Below are 17,079 nucleotides of genomic sequence, written 5' to 3'. Positions count from 1 at the left end.
GGCGGCGGGTCGGTGGGGCGGCTGGTCAGGCCTGCAGGGTGGCGGCCAGGGGTTCGACTAGGCCGGGGACGAGTTCGGCTCCCCCGAGGAGCTCCTCGGGATTGTTGCGCAGGCGGGCCAGGCCGTGGCGGGCCCCGTCGCGGGTGACCCCGACGACGACGCGGATGTCCTGGCGGGCGGGGTGAGCGGCGACGAACGTCGCGGCGGCGTCCGGGTCGTCGGGCAACTCCCCCTCGAGGGAGGCGGGCAGGAACGTGCGCTCCAGGCTCAGCGCGACGCCGGCCACCGTGGGGGGCCACGTGATGTGCGCCAGGGCGTCCACCACGTCGTCCCCGGCGTGGAAGCCGTCCTGCTCGACGGAGCTGAGTGCTCCCTCGGGGAGGTCGTCGGAGCGGGGCAGCTGGCCGGCCAGGGACGGTTCGGCCGCCAGCAGCTCGGCGGTGGGCACCAGGGCGAACAGGCGCGCCGGGGCGTCCCACCCGCCATGAGCGACGTGCCGCTCGATCTCCAGCAGCGCCGCGATCAGGGTGTCGGTCATGCGCAGCCCTCCACGGCTCCGGTGTCGTCGCCGGCGGCGAGGGCGTCCAGCGCGGCGATCGCGTCGTCGAGGTTCGCGACGCTGACGAGGCGCAGGGGGGTCGGCGTGTCCGCGATGTCGGCGCAGTTGGCGGCGGGCAGGACGAACACGCTGGCACCGTCGCGCTCGGCCACGGCCAGCTTCTCCACAACCCCGCTGCTGCGGCTCACGGCGCCCGCCCCGTCGAGCACCCCCGTGCCGGAGACGGTGAGATCCCCCACGAGCCCGCCGTCGGTGATGCGGTCGAACGTCGCCAGCGCCAGCATGAGGCCGCCGCTGCCGCCGCCGACCGTGGGGTCGAGGTGGAACGTGACCTCCGGGGTGTAGCTGAAGCCCATGGTGAGCGTGCCGCCCCACACGGGCACGGTGGGCGACGTGTTGGACGACGTGGTCTCGATCGTCACCGTGAGGTTCTCCTGGCCACGCAGCACCGTGAGGGTCACCGGAGCGCCGACGGGGCGGCTCTCCATCGCGGCGCGCACCTCCGCGACCGTGGCGAGCGGCACGTCGTCGACGGCCAGGACGAAGTCGCCCGGAACCAGCAGGTTCACCGCCGGCCCCGCCTGCGCCACGGTCTGCACCATGGGGATCTGGCGGACCTCGACGCCTGCGGCGCGCAAGGCGGACGCGGCGGCGTTCGTCTGGGCGGCCGCAAGGCGCTGGACGTCGCGCTCGCGGAGCTCGGCGATCGTGGTCCGGGTCGGATAGTGCCACTCGCGGAGCACGGCGTCGCGATCGGGCGCCCAGTGCGCGTACAGCACCTCGGGCAGGGTGACGGTGCCACCGAGAGGGGTGACGCTGACCGTGGCGGCCATGATGCGTCCGGTTGCGGGGTAGGTCGGCACGCCGGAGACCTCGACGATCGTCTCACCCTCGGCACTGCCCAGCAGGTCATAGCTGGCGCCCGGGGCGTAGGTGACGAAGGGGGTGGGGCTGAGGGCGATGGCGATGGCCAGAAGCAGGAACCAGACGGCGGAGACGGCGGCCGTCAACGTCTGCTGGGTCATGGGCGCGATCCTACCGTGCGTCCCGTGGGGCTCTCGGGGCGCCTTGCGCGGTGCGCGAGAATGGGGGCCGGAACCGAGCCCCGGAACCGAAGCGAAGGAGAGTCATGCCCGACCGCGACGAGCCGAACCCGATGGAGGAATTCTTCAAGCAGTTCGGCCTGCAACCCGGTCCCGACGGCAACTACGACCTGAACCAGCTCATGGGCCCCCTGCAGCAGGCGATGCAGCAGTTCAGCCGGCAGATGGACGCCATGGGCTCCGGCGACGGCAGCCACGGGCTGAACTGGACCTTCGTGCGCGACATCGCGCGCAAGGTGACCGCCGCCGCCGGCCCCGACCCCTCGCCCACCCCCGCGGACGCCACGGCCGTGCGCGATGCCGTCGGCTTGGCCGAGCTGTGGCTCGACCAGCACACGGCGTTCGGCCGCAGCACCGCCACGGCGGCGGCCTGGAGCCGCGCCGAGTGGGTCGAGGCCACGATGGCGACGTGGCAGGAACTGGCCGGGGGCGTCTCCGCGTCCCTGGCCGAGGCCATCTCCGGGGTGGTCCAGCGCCCCGAACCCGAGTTCGCCGGCATGGCCGGCTTCATGGAACCGCTCATGCGGCAGGCCGCCGCCGGCATGCTGGCCGCGCAGGTCGGTCAGGGCATCGGGCAGCTCGCCACCGACGTGGTGAGCGTGTCCGACCTTGGCTTCCCCCTCACCGAGCACCCCGTGGTCGCGCTGCTCCCGGCCAACGTCCGCGCGTTCGCCGAAGGGCTGGACCAGCCGCTGGACGACGTGCGGCTCTACCTCGCGTTGCGGGAGACGGCCCGCCAGCGACTCTTCGCCAACGTGGGCTGGCTCGGCCCGCAGATGCTCGCCCTGATCGGCAAGTACGCCCGCGACATCACGATCGACGCCGCCGCGTTCGAGGAGGCGATCGAGTCCCAGCTCTCGGGCGGGATGTCGCCCGAGGCACTGCAGGAGTTCGGCTCGACGGTCGCCGGACGGCTCTTCCAGCCCTCGCTCACGCCCGACCAGGTCGAGACCCTGGCCCGGCTGGAGACGCTGGTGGCCGTGGTCGAGGGGTGGGTCGACGACGTGGTCGCCCAGACGACCGCGGGCCTCCTCCCCCGCGCCGAGGCGCTGCTGGAGGTCGTCCGTCGGCGCCGGGCGTCCGCGGGGGCGGCCGACGCGGCACTCAAGACCCTGCTCAACCTGGAGCTCACCCCCCGCCGGGTCCGCGACGCGGCCAATGCCTGGGCGGCGCTGCGCTCGGCCCGCGGCATCGAGGAGCGCGACGCCGTGTGGGCGCACCCCGATCTCATGCCGACCGCGGCCGACCTGGACGATCCGCTGGGCTTCGCCGAGCGCGGCAGCTCCCCCGCTCCGGCGGGGGACGACCTCGACGCCGCGCTGGCCGCGCTGTTGGAGCAGGAGGGCGGCTCCGGTTCGGGCACGTCCGGGCCCACGCCGGTCGACTAGAAGCAGGACGCCTCGAGGTCGGGCCAGGCGCTGAGCCGCGGCCCGACCCCGGGGTGGCCTCAGGGGGCCAACTGTTGGTGGGCCATCTCCCACCCCTCGAGAAATCCCCGGGCCCGGTCGACCTCGGGGTAGGAGCGCTCGAGCCGCCGGAACCGGGCGCTGTGGTTGGGCTCCTCCAGATGCGCCAGCTCGTGGACGAGCACGTAGTCGACCACCCAGGCCGGCATGACGGCCAGACGGTCGCTCAACCGGATCTCCCCGGTGCCCGCCGTGCAGGACCCCCAGCGTTGCCGCATGTTCGACACCCACCGGGCCCCGAACAGGGGCTGGGGGCCGCGAGCCGCGGGGGCGATGTGGCGGGCATAGAGGGCCCGGGCCCGTTCGGTGAGCTCGTCCTCCGCGCGGGGCGCGCGGCCGTCCAGCTCCCTGGCGAGAAAGCGTTCGACCAGCACCGGCACCGACTCCTCGCGCTGACGCGCGCTCAGCCGCGCCGGCACCACCACGACGAGCCGCCCACCCTCCCGGAAGGCGCTCATGGTGCGCGTGCGCCGCGCGCTCGTCCTGATCTCGTAGTCCTCACTGGTCACGCCGCTCACTCTAGGAGTGGCCCCTGACATTTTCGTCCCCCGTTGGTTGACCCGCCGCGCGACCGGCGGGTAGGTTGGGCGCCAACAGGACCCCCGGGGCACCGGGCAGCGCGCAGGGGAAGGCGTGCCGCCCGACACTCCGGGGGTCTTGGCTCATTCTTTGCCGGTCGGGCGCCCGTGGGTGCCCTATGCTGGCAGCGACAAGCCGGCCGGCTCGCCGGGCGGAACCACGAAGCATCAGGAGGACCACGTGTCGGACACCTACAGCGGTAAGTTCTACTGCGTGAAGTGCAAGGACCACCGCGAGGCCGAGGGCGCCGTGTCGGTGAACGAGAAGGGCACGCGCATCGCGAAGGCCAAGTGCCCCGAGTGCGGCACCAATCTCACGCGCTTCCTGCCGAAGTCGGCCTGAGACAGCGCACGGCGCGGGCGTCGGGGATCTCCCCGGCGCCCGCGCCGTTTTTCGTCCGGTTTCGGCAGCGCCCACGCCCGGATCGATGACGTCCGGGGTTGCCACAATGCTGCGCGGACAGGACGGCGCTGCGGACGGGACGCCGCTCCCCTCGCGTAGCGCCGCTCCCCTCGCGTAGCGCCGCTCCCCTCGCGTAGCGCCGCTCCCCTCGCGTAGCGCCGCTCCCCTCGCGTAGCGCCGCTCCCCTCGCGTAGCGCCGCTCCCCTCGCGTAGCGCCGCTCCCCTCGCGTAGCGCCGCTCCCCTCGCGTAGCGCCGCTCCCCTCGCGTAGCGCCGCTCCCCTCGCGTAGCGCCGCTCCCCTCGCGTAGCGCCGCTCCCCTCGCGTAGCGCCGCTCCCCTCGCGTAGCGCCGCTCCCCTCGCGTAGCGCCGCTCCCCTCGCGTAGCGCCGCTCCCCTCGCGTAGCGCCGCTCCCCTCGCGTAGCGCCGCTCCCCTCGCGTAGCGCCGCTCCCCTCGCGTAGCGCCGCTCCCCTCGCGTAGCGCCGCTCCCCTCGCGTAGCGCCGCTCCCCTCGCGTAGCGCCGCTCCCCTCGCGTAGCGCCGCTCCCCTCGCGTAGCGCCGCTCCCCTCGCGTAGCGCCGCTCCCCTCGCGTAGCGCCGCTCCCCTCGCGTAGCGCCGCTCCCCTCGCGTAGCGCCGCTCCCCTCGCGTAGCGCCGCTCCCCTCGCGTAGCGCCGCTCCCCTCGCGTAGCGCCGCTCCCCTCGCGTAGCGCCGCTCCCCTGCCGGGTTCACCTCGCTCCCCGGCCCCCGCGCGGCTCTTCGTGCAGGAAGAGCGCCGCCCCGCGCGGGGAGCGAGGTGGCTGCCGCACCCGCCTTGGGGGCGGCGTCCGGGTGGCCTCCGCGTGCCGCGACGCCCGGCCAGGTGTTGGCCGTCCGGGCCCCGGTGTTGGCAGTGTGACCGAACCCCTGGTGCCCAGCGCCGCGACCGGCCACGCTGGCGTCCATGAGTACGCTCCTGCGGTTCGCCTCACCCGTGACGGTCGCGATGCGCAGCCCGACCGACGTGCAGGTCGGCCTCGACGCCGCCGTGTCCCTCATCCTGCCCGACGCCCCCGCGGACGCCGACCGCGCGGTGCGCGCGTTCAGCACGTGGTGCACCCCCGGCGGGGCGGCCGCGGCGGCGCCGGCGGTGGACCCGGGGTGGATCGACCAGGCCGTGGACGCCCTCGAGGCGGCCGGGCTGCTCGTCGCCTCCCCCACGCGCACCGACACCGTCACCCTGCTGGGCTCGGGACCGCTCGGCCCCGCGTGCGCCGCGACGGTGACGGCGTCCGGCATCGCGGTGGCCACGCCGAGCGACACCCACCCGGACGCCTGCCCGCCCGGCCGGCCGGTGCTCGTCGTCGGCGAGACGGTCGAACCTGACCGCACCCTGCTCCGGGGGCTCGTGGAGGCCCGGCTGCCCCATCTGGTGGTGCGGTGTGAACCGGAGCGCACCGTGGTCGGGCCGTTCGTCGACCCGGGGCGCTCGGCATGCTCGCGCTGCGTCGACCTCGTCCGCCGCGACCACGACCGGCGGTGGCCCTACCTGCTCACCCAGCTGTGTCGCCTCCGGGTCGTCCCGGACGACGGCGCCGTCGCCTGGGCGGCCGCCACCGCCGCGGCCCAGCTCCGCGCCTGGTTCGCGTCCGGTGCGCCCGACACGCTCGGCACCACCCTGGAACTGGACCACCAGTCGTGGACCCTCGGTGCCCGCCGCTGGCCGCGACACCCCCACTGCGGGTGCGCCCGGGACTCGGAGGCTTAGCGGTGGGCGTCCACCACGGCCAGCACGGCATCGCCGTAGCGGGCCAGCTTGGTCGCTCCGATCCCCGCGATGCCGCCCAAGGCGTCCCGGCCGCTGGGTTTCTGTTCGGCGACGGCGAGCAGCGTGGCATCGGTGAACACGACGAAGGCGGGGACGCCGGCGCCGTCCGCCTCCGCCTTCCGCCAGGCACGCAGCTCCTCCCACAGCGCCTCGTCGAGGTCGGACTCGCACGTGGTGTGGCGCCCCAGCTTCCGCTCGGCCCCGGTGGCCAGGCTCCGCCCGCAGACGCGGCACGTGCGCGCCTGCGCCGATCCCTTGCCCCGTCGCCGACCGGTGGGCCGATCGGACGCCGCCGGCGCCGCCACCAGGCCGTCCAGGAAGCGCGTCGGCGACCGGCGTTGCCCGGTGCCGCGGCGCGTCGTCGAGCCCGACACGCGCAGGTGCTCCCGGGCGCGGGTGACCCCGACGTAGAACAGCCGGCGCTCCTCGGCGATGTCGTCGGGGCTGGTGGCGAGCACGAACGGCAGGCTGCCCTCGTGGACGCCGACGATGGCGACGGCGTCCCACTCGAGGCCCTTGGCGGCGTGAAGGCTGCTCAGCGTGACGCCCTGGCCGTCCGGGGAGTGTTGGGCGGCGGCGCGGGCGTCCAGCTCGGCGAGCAGGTCGTCGCTGGTGGCGTCCGGGTGCTCCTCGGCGAACGCCGCGCCCAGCCCGGCCAGGGCGTCCCAGCTCTCCCAGCGCTCGCGGACGGCACCCTGGCCCGAGGGCGGCTCCGGCGTCCAGCCCAGCCCGGCGAGCACGGTGCGCAGGGCGTCCGCCGGCGGGTCGTCGGTCGTCCGCGCCGCGGCCGCGAGGCCGCGCAGGGCAGCGCGCACCTCCGCGCGCTCGAAGAACCCCTCGCTGCCACGGGTGACGAACGGGATGCCCGCATCGGCCAGGGCGGCCTCCAGCGGCGGGCTCTGGGCGTGGATGCGGTAGAGGACGGCCATCTCGGGGTAGGGGGTGCCGGCGGCATGCAGGCCCGCGAGCCAGGCGGCGACGTCGGCGGCCTCGTCGGCCTCGCTGGCAGCCATCGTGAGGATGGGTTCGGGGCCGGGGGGACGCTGGGCGCGCAGGTCGACGCGCGGCCCGTGACCGGCCATCACGCGGTTGGCCAGCCCGACCACCTGGGGGGTCGACCGGTAGTCGCGGACCAGCTCGATGCGGGTGGCGTCCGGATGGCGCCGATGGAAGCCGGTGAGGAAGGACGCCTGCGCGCCCGCGAACGAGTGGATGGTCTGGGCCGGGTCGCCGACCACGCAGATCTCCTCCGAGTCGCCCCGCCACAGGTCGAGCAACGCCTGCTGCAACGGGCTGACGTCCTGGTACTCGTCGACCACGAAGTGGCGATAGGTGCGTCGCACCTCCCCGGCCACGTCGGCGTGCTCGGCGAGCAGGCCAGCGGTACAGAGCAGTATGTCGTCGAAGTCGATGACGCCGCGGGCGGCCTTGACCGCCTCGTAGTGGGCAAAGACCCGGCCGACCTCGTCGGCGGCCAAGCTGGCGACGGTGCGCCCCCGGGTGGCCGCGAGGGCGGCGTAGTCGGTCGGTGTCACGTTGCTGACCTTGGCCCAGCTGATCTCACCGGCCACGTCGCGCAGCAGGGCCGTGTCCGGGTTCAGCCGTTGCCGACGCAGCGCGGCGGCCACCATGCCGGCCTTGTTGGACTCGACGGGCGGCAGCTCCGAACCGTACGCGCGGGGCCAGAAGTACTGGGCCTGGCGCAGCGCGGCCGAGTGGAACGTGCGCGCCTGGACCGACGGGACGCCCAGGCGGCGCAGCCGGCCCCGGAGCTCACCGGCCGCGCGCGTGGTGAAGGTGAGGGCGAGCACGCTGTTGGACGCGAAGGCGCCGCTCGCCACGCCGTAGGCGATGCGGTGCGTCATGGCCCGCGTCTTGCCGGTGCCCGCCCCCGCGAGCACGACCACGGGGCCCGCGAGCGCGCTCGCCACCAGGCGCTGCTCGGGGTCGAGTCCGTCGAGGATCTCCTCGGAGTCGGGTGTCACGGGAGCACAGCCTAGTGGCGCCCACCGACAACCCGGCCGTGACGGAGCGGGCCGCGCAGGATTGTCGGTGGGGCCGTTTAGGGTGGGGCGCACGATGAACGAGTTGGTCCTCCACACCGCCGACGACGCCACGACGCTGGCGTCGGCGTTCGTGGCGCGCGTGGCGACGCCGGGGGACCCGTTCGCCCGGCCCCTGGTGATCACCCCCGGGCCCGGCATGGCGCGCTGGTTGAGCCAACAGGTGGCCCTGCAGAGCGGGCCGGAGGGCATCAGTGCCGGGCTGGACGCCCAGCGGTTCGCCGCGCTGGAGTCGCTGCTCGGCGGGGCCCCGACCGCCGACGACCCGTGGGCGCCGGAGCGGCTGGTGTGGGCGATCCTGGACGTGGTGGCGGCCGGCGATCCGGAACTGGCTCCGCTGGCCACCCACCTCGACGCCAACGACCAGCGCTACGCCAACGCCCTGCGGCTCGCGCGCATCCTCGCCCGGTACGCCGACCACCGGCCCGGCTTGCTGCGCGACTTCGCGTCCGACCCGGACGCAGCCGCCCACCTGGGCTTCGACGGGTGGCAGGTGCACCTGTGGCGCCGTCTCCACAGCGTCATCGACGCCCCGGACCCCCTGGTGCGTCGCGCCGCGCTGGCCCGTGGGCTCGCCGAGGGCACCATGGCGCTCCCCTGGCCGGCTCTCCACGTCTTCGCGCCGCGCGCCGTGACGCCCGTCCAGTGGGGCCTGCTGCGCGCGGTCGCGAACTCCACTCCGGTGGATGTCTGGCTGCCCTCGAGCGGCCCGGCGCACACCGACAACCCCGTGGGCGGGGCGCTCGGCCGACGGGGCCGCGCCTGGCGGACGGGCTGGGAGCGGATCGCCGATCGCGTCGACCACCACCCGGGGAAGGCTCGGCCGGACACGGCGCTGGGGCGACTGCAGGCCGCGCTGTTGGCCGGCACCGCCGCGGCGCCCGGACGCACCGACGCGTCGGTCAGCCTCCACGGCAGCCACGGGCCCGCCCGGCAGGTCGAGGTGCTGCGGGAGGTGATCACTGGTGTGTTCGCCGACGACCCGACGCTCGAACCGCGGCACGTGGTGGTCGCCACGCCGGACCCCGCGGCATTGGCACCCCACCTCGCGGCCACGTTCGGGGCGCCCACGTCGCCGGGCGACGAGCCGCACCCGGGCAGCACCCTGCGGGTGCAGGTCGCCGAGGGGTCGGCCGCCGAGGCGAACCGCCTCTACGGGCTGCTGCTCGACCTGCTGCGCCTGCCCCACGCGCGCGCCACCGTCTCGCAGCTGCTGGCCCTGGCCACCCATCCGTTCGTGGCGCGACGGTTCGGGATCGACGTGGACGACGCCGAGCGCCTCGAAGAGTTGCTGGAGCGCTCCGGCGTCCGCTGGGGCATCAACCCCGCCCACCGCGCCGGCTTCGGCCTGGCGGGCGTGCCGCAGAACACGTGGCAGCTCGGCGTCCAGCGGCTGACCCTCGGCGAGGCCTTCAGCGGCGACCAGCCGACCACCGTGGGGGTGGTCGCCACGGTCGACGACGTCACGTCGACCGACACCACGCTCGTCGGGGCGTTGGCGGAGCTCGTGAGCCGGGTGTCGCGCATCGTGCGGGCGTGCTCCGAGCCGGGCACCCTGGCCGCGTGGGCCGAGCGACTGCGCGACGCGGTCGACCTGCTGGCCGACGTGCCGTTCGCCGAGGGCTGGCAGCTCAGCCAGGTCTGGTCGGCGCTCGACGCCATCGAGACCCGCGGCGCGTCCTCGTCCGCCCCGGTGGGGTCCGCCGACGCGCTCGCGCTGCTGGAGGGTGAGTTCGCCTGGCGGGTCACCCGCCCCACCTACGGCAACGGCTCGCTGGTCGTGTGCTCCCTGGACGCGCTCGCCCAGGTGCCGCACCGCGTCGTCTGCCTCGTCGGGCTGGACGAGCGGACGTTCCCCCGCCGCTCGCTCGGTGACGGGGACGACCTCCTCGTCCGGGACCCCGAACCGGGTGACCCGGACCCGGGCGCGGACGACCGGCAGGCGATCCTCGACGCCGTGCTGGCCGCGTCCGAGCGCCTCGTCGTCGTGTACCAGGCCCACTCCGCCCACACCAACGAGGAGCACCCGCCGCCCGCCGGCGTCCTCGATCTCATCGAGGTCTTCGGCCCGGGCGCGGTGCGCCACGAGCCGCTGCAGGCCTTTGCGGCGGACAATTTCTTCCCCGAGCCGCGTTCCTTCGACCGGGGCGCGCTGCGCGCGGCGCGGGCGCTGGTGGGTCCACGGTCGAGCGCGCCGGACGTGTGGTCCGTCGGCCACGTGCACCGCGGTGAGGAGCTGACCGCCATCGACCTGCCCGCGCTGGCGGCCCTGCTCAAGCATCCGGTCCGTTCGTTTCTGCGCCAGCGCACCGGGCTCACCCTCGGCGAGGACGACCCGACGGCCGAGGAACTGCCACTGGACCTGGATTTTCTCACCGAATGGCAGATCGGCAGCCGCATGCTGGACGCCCTGCGGGCGGGCCAGCCGCTGGCGGACCTCGTCACCGCCGAGTGGCTCTCCGGCGACGTGCCGCCGGCGCGGCTCGGCGGGCGCGCCATCGAGCGCATCTCCGCGACCGTCGAGCGGATCCACCGGGACTTCACCCGGGCGGCCGACGGAGCGACGGACGCGCACGTCGTCGACCTTCCCGTCGACGGGGTGCGCGTCACCGGGCGCGTCACGACCCGCGGCGGGCGGGTCGCCGACTCGCTGTACGCCCGGGTGGGGCCCCGGCACCTGGCGGACGCCTGGGTGCGGTGCCTGGCCCTGGCCGCTGCCACCGAGGAGCGCGTGGACGCCGTCCTGGTGGGCCGCCGCGGCCCGGAGCGGCTCGCCGCGCCGCCACCGGAGCTGGCCCGCTCGCTGCTGGGTGACCTGGTCCACCTCGCCCGCCACGGTGGGGAGCGCATCCTGCCCATGCCCCCGACCGTGGCCCACCGCTGGGCGGTCGTCCGCGCCCGGGGCGAGGATCCGCTGGCCGAGGAGCGGTTCCTGCAGCGCGACTGGCAGCGCGACCGCGACGCCGCGTGGTCGGCGGTGCTGCCGGCGGGGCACAAGCCGTGGCGCGTGCCCCGGGAACCCGACGATCCGTGGGGCCACCCCGAGGAGGAGTCGGCGCTGGGCGCGCTGGCGGCCATCGCGTGGGCCCCCGTGGTGAAGGCGAGCGGCGGATGAGCGGGTTCGCGAATGCCGCCACGTTCCACCTGACCGGTCCCCTGCCGCGCGGGGTGACCGTGCTGGAGGCCTCGGCGGGGACGGGGAAGACCCACGCCATCGCCGCGCTGGCCGCCCGCTTCCTGGCCGAGGGTGCGGTGGACATCTCCGCCTTGCTGCTCGTCACCTTCTCCCGGGCCGCCACCGCCGAGCTGCGGCTGCGGGTCCGGACCCGCCTGCGGGAGTCGGCCGAGGCGCTGCGCGCGGCCACCGGCGGTGTGACTCCGGACGACGCGGTGGACCGGGCCCTCATCGAGGGGGTGCCGGCCGGCGAGGTCGCGGTGCGCGCGGCGCGCCTTGAGGCCGCGTTTGCCGACGTCGACCGGGCCACGATCATGACGACCCACGAGTTCTGCCACGCCATGCTTCGCGGCCTGGGCATCCTCGCTCCGCAGACGCCCCAGTCGCACCTGACCGAGGATCTGGGGTGGCTCGCCGACGAGGTCGCCGCCGACCTCTACGTGCAGCGCTACGCCCAGGGTGACACCCCGCCTCCGTTCCCGTTCGCGGGTGCCGCGTCCGAACGCGACGATCCCGGCGCCCGTGAGATCGCCCGCGACGCCGTGCACGACGCGGCCCTGCTCGGCGGCACCGACACCCCGGGCGCGGCCGGCGAGCGGGCGGCCTTCGCGGCCGCCGTCCGGGCCGAGGTCGATCGCCGCAAGGGCCGCCTGCGCCTGTTCAGCTTCGATGACCAGCTGACCCGGCTGGACGCGGCGCTGGCCGACCCGCGCACCGGGGAGCTGGCCCGAGCCCGGCTCGCGGAGCGGTTCCCGGTCGTCCTCGTCGATGAGTTCCAGGACACCGATCCGGTGCAGTGGAGCGTGCTCCAGCAAGCGTTCGCGCCCTCGTCCACCGTGGTGTTGATCGGAGACCCCAAGCAGGCCATCTACGGCTTCCGCGGCGGCGACGTGCACCTCTACACCAGCGCCACGCGGGAGGCCGGCGCCCTCACGACGCTGCGGACGAACCATCGGTCCGACCCCGGAGTGGTCGCCGGCGTCGCCACCCTGTTCGACGGCATCGCGCTGGGTGAGGACATCGACGTGCCGGCCGTGGCGGCCGCGCGATCGCCCCGGTTGCGGGGGCGTCCGGGGACGGCCTGGGAGCGGGGCGTGCAGCTGCGCACCCTGGAGGCCGACAAGGCCATCAGCCCGTGGCAGGCAGGCGACGCGATCGCCGCCGACCTCGTGGCGGTGGTGACCGACCTGCTCGGCCCGGACGCCCCCCTGCGCCGGGCGGACCCCGCTGCCGGGGGGCTGCAGCCGAAGGACATCGCCGTCCTCGTCCGCTCGAACGGGCGGGGAGCCGATCTCGCGGCCGCCCTGACGTCGGTGGGGATCGCGGCGACGTTCTCCGGCACGTCCAGCGTGTTCGCCTCCGACGCCGCCCGCGACTGGCTGACGTTGCTGCAGGCGCTGGACCGCCGGCGGCGTCCGTATCTACAACGCGCCTGGCTGACGTCGTTCGTGGGGGCCACGGTGGCCGACCTGGCCCGCGCCGACGACGCCCGGACGGCGGCGTGGTCGCTGTGGGTGCACACCTGGGCCCGGGTGCTGGGTCGCGGTGGCGTCTGGGCGCTGCTCGCCGCGATCGAGCGCGACACCGACCTCTCGGCGCGCCTGCTGGCGTGCCCGGGTGGGGAGCGCAGGGTGACCGACCACCGGCACCTCGCCGAGATCCTGCACGAGCGGACGACGGCCGGCACCCCGGCCCGCCCCCGGGAGCTGGCCCTCTGGCTGGCGCGCGAGATCGAGCGCGCCTCGGGTGACGCCGAGCGGACGCGGCGCCTGGAGACCGACGCCGACGCCGTCCAGATCATGACGATCCACCGGGCGAAGGGCCTGCAGTGGCCGGTGGTGTTGCTGCCGGACGCCGGGGCCTCGCGCAAGGAGCCGACCGACCGGGGTCAGGCACTGATCGTGCCCGGCGCGGGCGGCCGCACGCTCGACGTGGGTGGGCGTCGCGGCGCGGGGCGTCCGGATCGCTGGGAGCGCTGGCTGGTCGAGGAGGGCGATGAGGCGCTGCGGGCCCTGTACGTGGGGCTGACCCGGGCCGAGTCGCACGTGGTGGCCTGGTGGGCGCACCACTGGAACACCCCGACGGCGCCGCTGCACCGGCTGCTGCAGGCCACGCGCTCGGCCGACGCACCCACCCGGCCCCGGCTCGCCTACCCCACCGATGACCTGCCCGCCGGGGGCAGCCCGCGCCTGGTGGGCCGCCTGGCGGGCACCGAGGTCGGCGTCACGCTGCTGGGGGAGCCCGACGCCGCCACCGAGCACGCCGCCCCCGACGAGGCGGGACGCGCCGGGGCGGGAGAACGCGGCGGGGCGGGGGAACGCGCTGCGCGGGCGGGCCTGCCCTCGCCGTCGGACCTGGCAGCCAGGCCGTGGCGCCGCACGATCGACCGGGGGTGGCGCCGCACGTCCTACTCGGGCCTGACCGCCGACGTGCACGAGCTCGCGCACCCGATCGCCGAGGGGCCCTTCGTCGCCGACGAACCCCAGGAGGCCGATTCGCCCACCGGCCCCGGGACGACGGGCGCGGTGACGCCCGCCCCGCCCCCGGCTGATCCCCGCCTGGCGCAGCCCTCCCCCATGGCTGCCCTGCCCGCCGGTCCGGCGTTCGGCAGCCTCGTGCACGAGGTGTACGAACACGTGGACGCCACGGGCGTCGATTGGCGCGACCGGCTCGCCGGCGCCGTCGAGGCGGCGCTGGTGCGGTGGCCGGTGGGCGGGGTGGATCCGGCGGAGCTGGCCGAGGCGATAGCCCCCACCTTGCTGACGCCGCTGGGAGATCTCGCCCCGGGTGCGGTGCTGCGCGACTTCGGACCGGGCGACCGGCTCAGCGAGCTGGACTTCGAGTTCCCCCTGGCCGACCCGCGCGCCACCGTGGCCGACCTCGCCGAGCTGTTGACGACCCACCTGAGCGCCGGTGATCCGCTCGCCGGCTACGCCGAGCGGTTGGCGCACCCCCTGCTGGCCGAGCAACAGCTCCACGGCTTCCTCACCGGGTCCATCGACGCGGTGTTGCGTCTGGCCGGGCCCACGCAACGGCCCGGTTACGTGGTCGTCGACTACAAGACCAACCGGCTGTCGGCGCCGGGCGAGGCGTTGACGCTCGGGCACTACACCCCCGCCGCGATGGCCGAGGGCATGATGGCCAGCCACTACCCCCTGCAGGCCCTGCTGTACTGCGTGGCCCTGCACCGCTTTCTCGCCCAGCGGCTGGCGGGCTACGACCCGGAGCGGGACCTCGCCGGCGTCGCCTACCTGTTCGTGCGCGGCATGGCGGGTGCGGACACCCCCGTCGTGGGCGGGGCGCCGCTGGGCGTCTTCACCTGGCACCCCCCCGCGGCGCTGGTGCTGGCCGTCTCCCGTCTGCTCGCCGGAGGTGCCTCGTGACCGACATCGCCGTGAGCGCCCGCGGCCTGCTCGCACAGTTCTCCGCGGCGGGCGTCCTCGCGTGGGCCGACGTCCACCCCGCCCAGCAACTCACCCACCTGTTCGGCGAGACCGACGAGCGCGTCCAGCTCGCCCTGGCGCTGACGGTGCGGGCCCTGCGCTCCGGGTCGATCTGCCTCGAGTGGTCCCGCATCCGCGATCTCGGGCTCGGTGAGGACGCCGTCGCGGAGGTGCCCGCCGAGCTGTGGCCGGAGGAGGCCGGGTGGCTGGCCGCCCTGCGCGCCAGCCCCGCCGTCCGGGTCGGCGACGGCGGGCCGGGTGAACGCCCCCTGCGCTTGGTCGACGACGCGCTCTACCTCGAGCGGCACTTCGGCGACCAGGAGAGCGTGCGCCTGGCCCTGTTGGCGCGCCTGGCCGGCACCGGTGACGACACGGGTGCGACGGGGCAGGACGACGCGATCACGCTGGCACTCTCGCACCGGGTGTCGGTGATCGCGGGCGGCCCCGGCACGGGCAAGACCCACACGATCCGCCGGCTCATCGAGCGGCTGCGGGTCGACGAGCCGGACGCCCTCGTGGCGCTGGCGGCCCCGACGGGCAAGGCGGCCGCCCGCATGACCGAGTCCCTGGCCCCGAGCGCCTTCACCGCCGTCACCCTCCACACGTTGCTGGGGTGGCGGCCCGGCTCGCGCAACCGATTCGTGCACGACGCCACGAACCCGCTTCCCCACGACGTGGTCGTCGTCGACGAGACGTCGATGGTGTCGATGCTGCTCATGGCGCGGTTGCTGGCCGCACTCAAACCCGCCGCACGCCTCGTGCTCGTCGGGGACCCTGACCAGTTGGCCTCCGTCGACGCCGGCTCGGTGCTCGCCGACATCACCAAGGCCCCTGCCACCCGCGGCGTCGTGGCCCGGCTCGAACGCAACTACCGGTTCGACGGCACGATCGCGGCCCTCGCCCGGGCGATTCGCGCCGGCGAGGCCGACGCGGCGCTCGGCGTGCTGGCCGACGGAGGCGAACACGTCGCCCTGGTCGACGGTGCGGACGCCGCCGCGTCGCTCCGCGACCGCGTGGTCGGCCCCGGCGTCCGTCTGCTCGAGGCTGCCGCGTCCGGCTCGGTCGGGGCCGCCCTGACGGCGCTGGAGGAACACCGGTTGCTGTGCGGCCACCGGCGGGGGCCGTTCGGCGTCCAGCACTGGACGCGGCAGGTCGTGTCCTGGCTGGCGGAGGCCGCGCCGGGGTGGGCCTCCGACGGCGAGTTCGCCGTGGCCCGCCCGGTCATGATGACGGTCAACGCCCCCGAGTTCGGCCTGCACAACGGCGACACCGGCGTGGTCATCGCGGGGCCCGACGGCCCGCGGGCCTGGTTCCGGGAGGGGACGACCGTCGTGAGCCACTCACCGTTCGTGCTGGAGGGGCTCACCACGCTGCACGCCATGACGGTGCACAAGGCCCAGGGCAGCCAGTTCGGTCACGTCAGCGTGGTGCTGCCCCCCGTCGGCTCGCCCCTGCTCACCCGCGAGCTGCTCTACACCGCGGTGACGCGCGCCGAGCGCTCGGTGCTGCTGCTCGGCAGCGAGGACGCCGTGCGCGAGGCCATCGGCCACCCGGCCCGCCGCATGAGCGGGCTGGCGCGCCGACTCAGCTGAGGTCGCCCTCCCGCCACGCGGTGATGATGCGGCTGGCGATGGAGGCGCTCGTCGGCAGCGTGATGTCTCCCGACGCCACCGCCGCCTCGAGCTCGTCCCGCGCGTAGAACCGCGCCCAGGCGATCTCGACGCCGTCGACGCGAATCCGCGCGTCGGCCGTGTGGGCCACGAAGCCGAGCATGACCGAGCGTGGGAAGGGCCAGGGCTGGCTGCCCACGTAGCGCAGCGCCGTCAACCGCAGCCCCGCTTCCTCGGCGATCTCGCGGTGCACGGCCTGCTCCAACGATTCGCCGGCCTCCACGAAACCGGCCAGGATCGACACCCGGGTGGCCTCCCACACGTTCTGGTGGGCGAGCAGCAACCGGTCGTCGGGGTCGAGCACCGCGACGATCACCGCGGGATCGGTGCGGGGGAACCGTTGGCGCTCACAGGTCGGGCACCACCGCAGGTGCCCCCCGTCGTGCACCTCGGTGAGGGCGCCGCACTGCCCGCAGTACGGCGCCACCCGGTGCCAGTTGACCAGGGCCACTCCCGTGACGGCAACGTCGGTCAGGGTCTCGTCCAGCTCCGGCGCGAGATCGCGCAGCGAGGCGGTCACCCCCACGTCACCGAGCACGTCGGCCTCGGTGACGAACCAGGCCCGGCCCTCGACGAGGCCGACGAGCAGGTGGCGCTCGGGGACGTACGGGCCGGCCGGTCGCTGCCAACGCAGCCCGACACGCAGAGCGGTCGTGGTCGAGGCGGTCGTGGTCGAGGCCGTCACGGTCGAGCGCGCGTCGACGCCGAACACGCGGCTCTCCGGATGCGCCCACAGCGCGGCGACCCAGGCCGGGTCGGACCGCCCGTCTGCTGCGCGGTCCAACACGCTGCTTGGCACCCAGGGCTCCATGAC

At 75.2% G+C, this 17,079-nt stretch carries 11 protein-coding genes; 6 read left to right on the top strand and 5 right to left on the bottom strand.

Annotation, left to right across the window (positions count from 1 at the left end):
* Window positions 1-25: 25 nt before the first annotated feature.
* The gene (locus IFY26_RS04010; RefSeq protein WP_232547706.1) at window positions 26-538 is read right to left on the bottom strand and encodes a PPA1309 family protein; all 513 of its coding nucleotides are present in this window, start codon (window positions 536-538) and stop codon (window positions 26-28) included.
* The gene (locus IFY26_RS04005; protein ID WP_232547705.1) at window positions 535-1,584 is read right to left on the bottom strand and encodes a PDZ domain-containing protein; all 1,050 of its coding nucleotides are present in this window, start codon (window positions 1,582-1,584) and stop codon (window positions 535-537) included. Before IFY26_RS04005 ends, IFY26_RS04010 begins: the two co-directional genes overlap by 4 nt.
* Before the next feature lie 104 nt (window positions 1,585-1,688).
* Here IFY26_RS04005 and IFY26_RS04000 point away from each other — a divergent pair, with 104 nt between their 5' ends.
* Complete coding sequence (locus tag IFY26_RS04000; protein WP_232547704.1) at window positions 1,689-3,050, top strand: zinc-dependent metalloprotease; 1,362 nt, start codon at window positions 1,689-1,691, stop codon at window positions 3,048-3,050.
* 59 nt (window positions 3,051-3,109) lie between these two features.
* On the opposite strand, the gene IFY26_RS03995 is transcribed toward IFY26_RS04000, so the two are convergent.
* Window positions 3,110-3,637 carry a M48 metallopeptidase family protein gene (locus IFY26_RS03995; RefSeq protein WP_232547703.1) on the bottom strand — a complete coding sequence of 176 codons (528 nt, stop codon included), beginning with the start codon at window positions 3,635-3,637 and terminating at the stop codon, window positions 3,110-3,112.
* Window positions 3,638-3,887: 250 nt separating this feature from the next.
* Between IFY26_RS03995 and IFY26_RS03990 the strand changes: the two genes are divergently transcribed.
* Window positions 3,888-4,049 carry a DUF5679 domain-containing protein gene (locus IFY26_RS03990; protein WP_232547702.1) on the top strand — a complete coding sequence of 54 codons (162 nt, stop codon included), beginning with the start codon at window positions 3,888-3,890 and terminating at the stop codon, window positions 4,047-4,049.
* A gap of 1,001 nt (window positions 4,050-5,050) precedes the next feature.
* Window positions 5,051-5,854: a TOMM precursor leader peptide-binding protein gene (locus IFY26_RS03985; RefSeq protein WP_232547701.1), complete on the top strand. Its 804-nt coding sequence runs from the start codon at window positions 5,051-5,053 to the stop codon at window positions 5,852-5,854.
* Here the strand turns inward: IFY26_RS03985 and IFY26_RS03980 are convergent.
* Window positions 5,851-7,899: an ATP-dependent helicase gene (locus tag IFY26_RS03980; protein WP_232547700.1), complete on the bottom strand. Its 2,049-nt coding sequence runs from the start codon at window positions 7,897-7,899 to the stop codon at window positions 5,851-5,853. The genes IFY26_RS03985 and IFY26_RS03980 overlap by 4 nt on opposite strands.
* Before the next feature lie 94 nt (window positions 7,900-7,993).
* On the opposite strand from IFY26_RS03980, the gene IFY26_RS03975 reads away from it, so the two are divergent.
* The 3 genes from IFY26_RS03975 to recD are packed head-to-tail and all read left to right on the top strand — an operon-like array spanning window position 7,994 to window position 16,187.
* On the top strand, window positions 7,994-11,092 hold the full coding sequence (locus IFY26_RS03975) for an exodeoxyribonuclease V subunit gamma (protein WP_232547699.1): 3,099 nt from the start codon (window positions 7,994-7,996) through the stop codon (window positions 11,090-11,092).
* A complete protein-coding gene (locus tag IFY26_RS03970) occupies window positions 11,089-14,535 on the top strand; it encodes a UvrD-helicase domain-containing protein (RefSeq protein WP_232547698.1) in 3,447 nt (1,148 codons plus the stop codon). The genes IFY26_RS03975 and IFY26_RS03970 overlap by 4 nt, the downstream gene beginning before the upstream one ends.
* On the top strand, window positions 14,532-16,187 hold the full coding sequence (gene recD, locus IFY26_RS03965; protein ID WP_232547697.1) for an exodeoxyribonuclease V subunit alpha: 1,656 nt from the start codon (window positions 14,532-14,534) through the stop codon (window positions 16,185-16,187). Before IFY26_RS03970 ends, recD begins: the two co-directional genes overlap by 4 nt.
* Here recD and nudC read toward each other — a convergent pair.
* The gene (gene nudC, locus IFY26_RS03960; RefSeq protein WP_232547696.1) at window positions 16,180-17,076 is read right to left on the bottom strand and encodes an NAD(+) diphosphatase; all 897 of its coding nucleotides are present in this window, start codon (window positions 17,074-17,076) and stop codon (window positions 16,180-16,182) included. The genes recD and nudC overlap by 8 nt on opposite strands.
* Window positions 17,077-17,079 lie beyond the last annotated feature (3 nt).

The organism is Propioniciclava soli (assembly GCF_014858005.1).
In the GTDB taxonomy this organism is placed as follows: domain Bacteria; phylum Actinomycetota; class Actinomycetes; order Propionibacteriales; family Propionibacteriaceae; genus Propioniciclava; species Propioniciclava soli.
This window is presented reverse-complemented; position numbering and strand designations above follow the sequence as displayed.

Coding starts and splice junctions, on each gene's coding strand:
- IFY26_RS04010 (WP_232547706.1), bottom strand. CDS start 538: ATGACCGACACCCTGATCGCGGCGCTGCTGGAGATCGAGCGGCACGTC.
- IFY26_RS04005 (WP_232547705.1), bottom strand. CDS start 1,584: ATGACCCAGCAGACGTTGACGGCCGCCGTCTCCGCCGTCTGGTTCCTG.
- IFY26_RS04000 (WP_232547704.1), top strand. CDS start 1,689: ATGCCCGACCGCGACGAGCCGAACCCGATGGAGGAATTCTTCAAGCAG.
- IFY26_RS03985 (WP_232547701.1), top strand. CDS start 5,051: ATGAGTACGCTCCTGCGGTTCGCCTCACCCGTGACGGTCGCGATGCGC.
- IFY26_RS03975 (WP_232547699.1), top strand. CDS start 7,994: ATGAACGAGTTGGTCCTCCACACCGCCGACGACGCCACGACGCTGGCG.
- IFY26_RS03970 (WP_232547698.1), top strand. CDS start 11,089: ATGAGCGGGTTCGCGAATGCCGCCACGTTCCACCTGACCGGTCCCCTG.
- nudC (WP_232547696.1), bottom strand. CDS start 17,076: ATGGAGCCCTGGGTGCCAAGCAGCGTGTTGGACCGCGCAGCAGACGGG.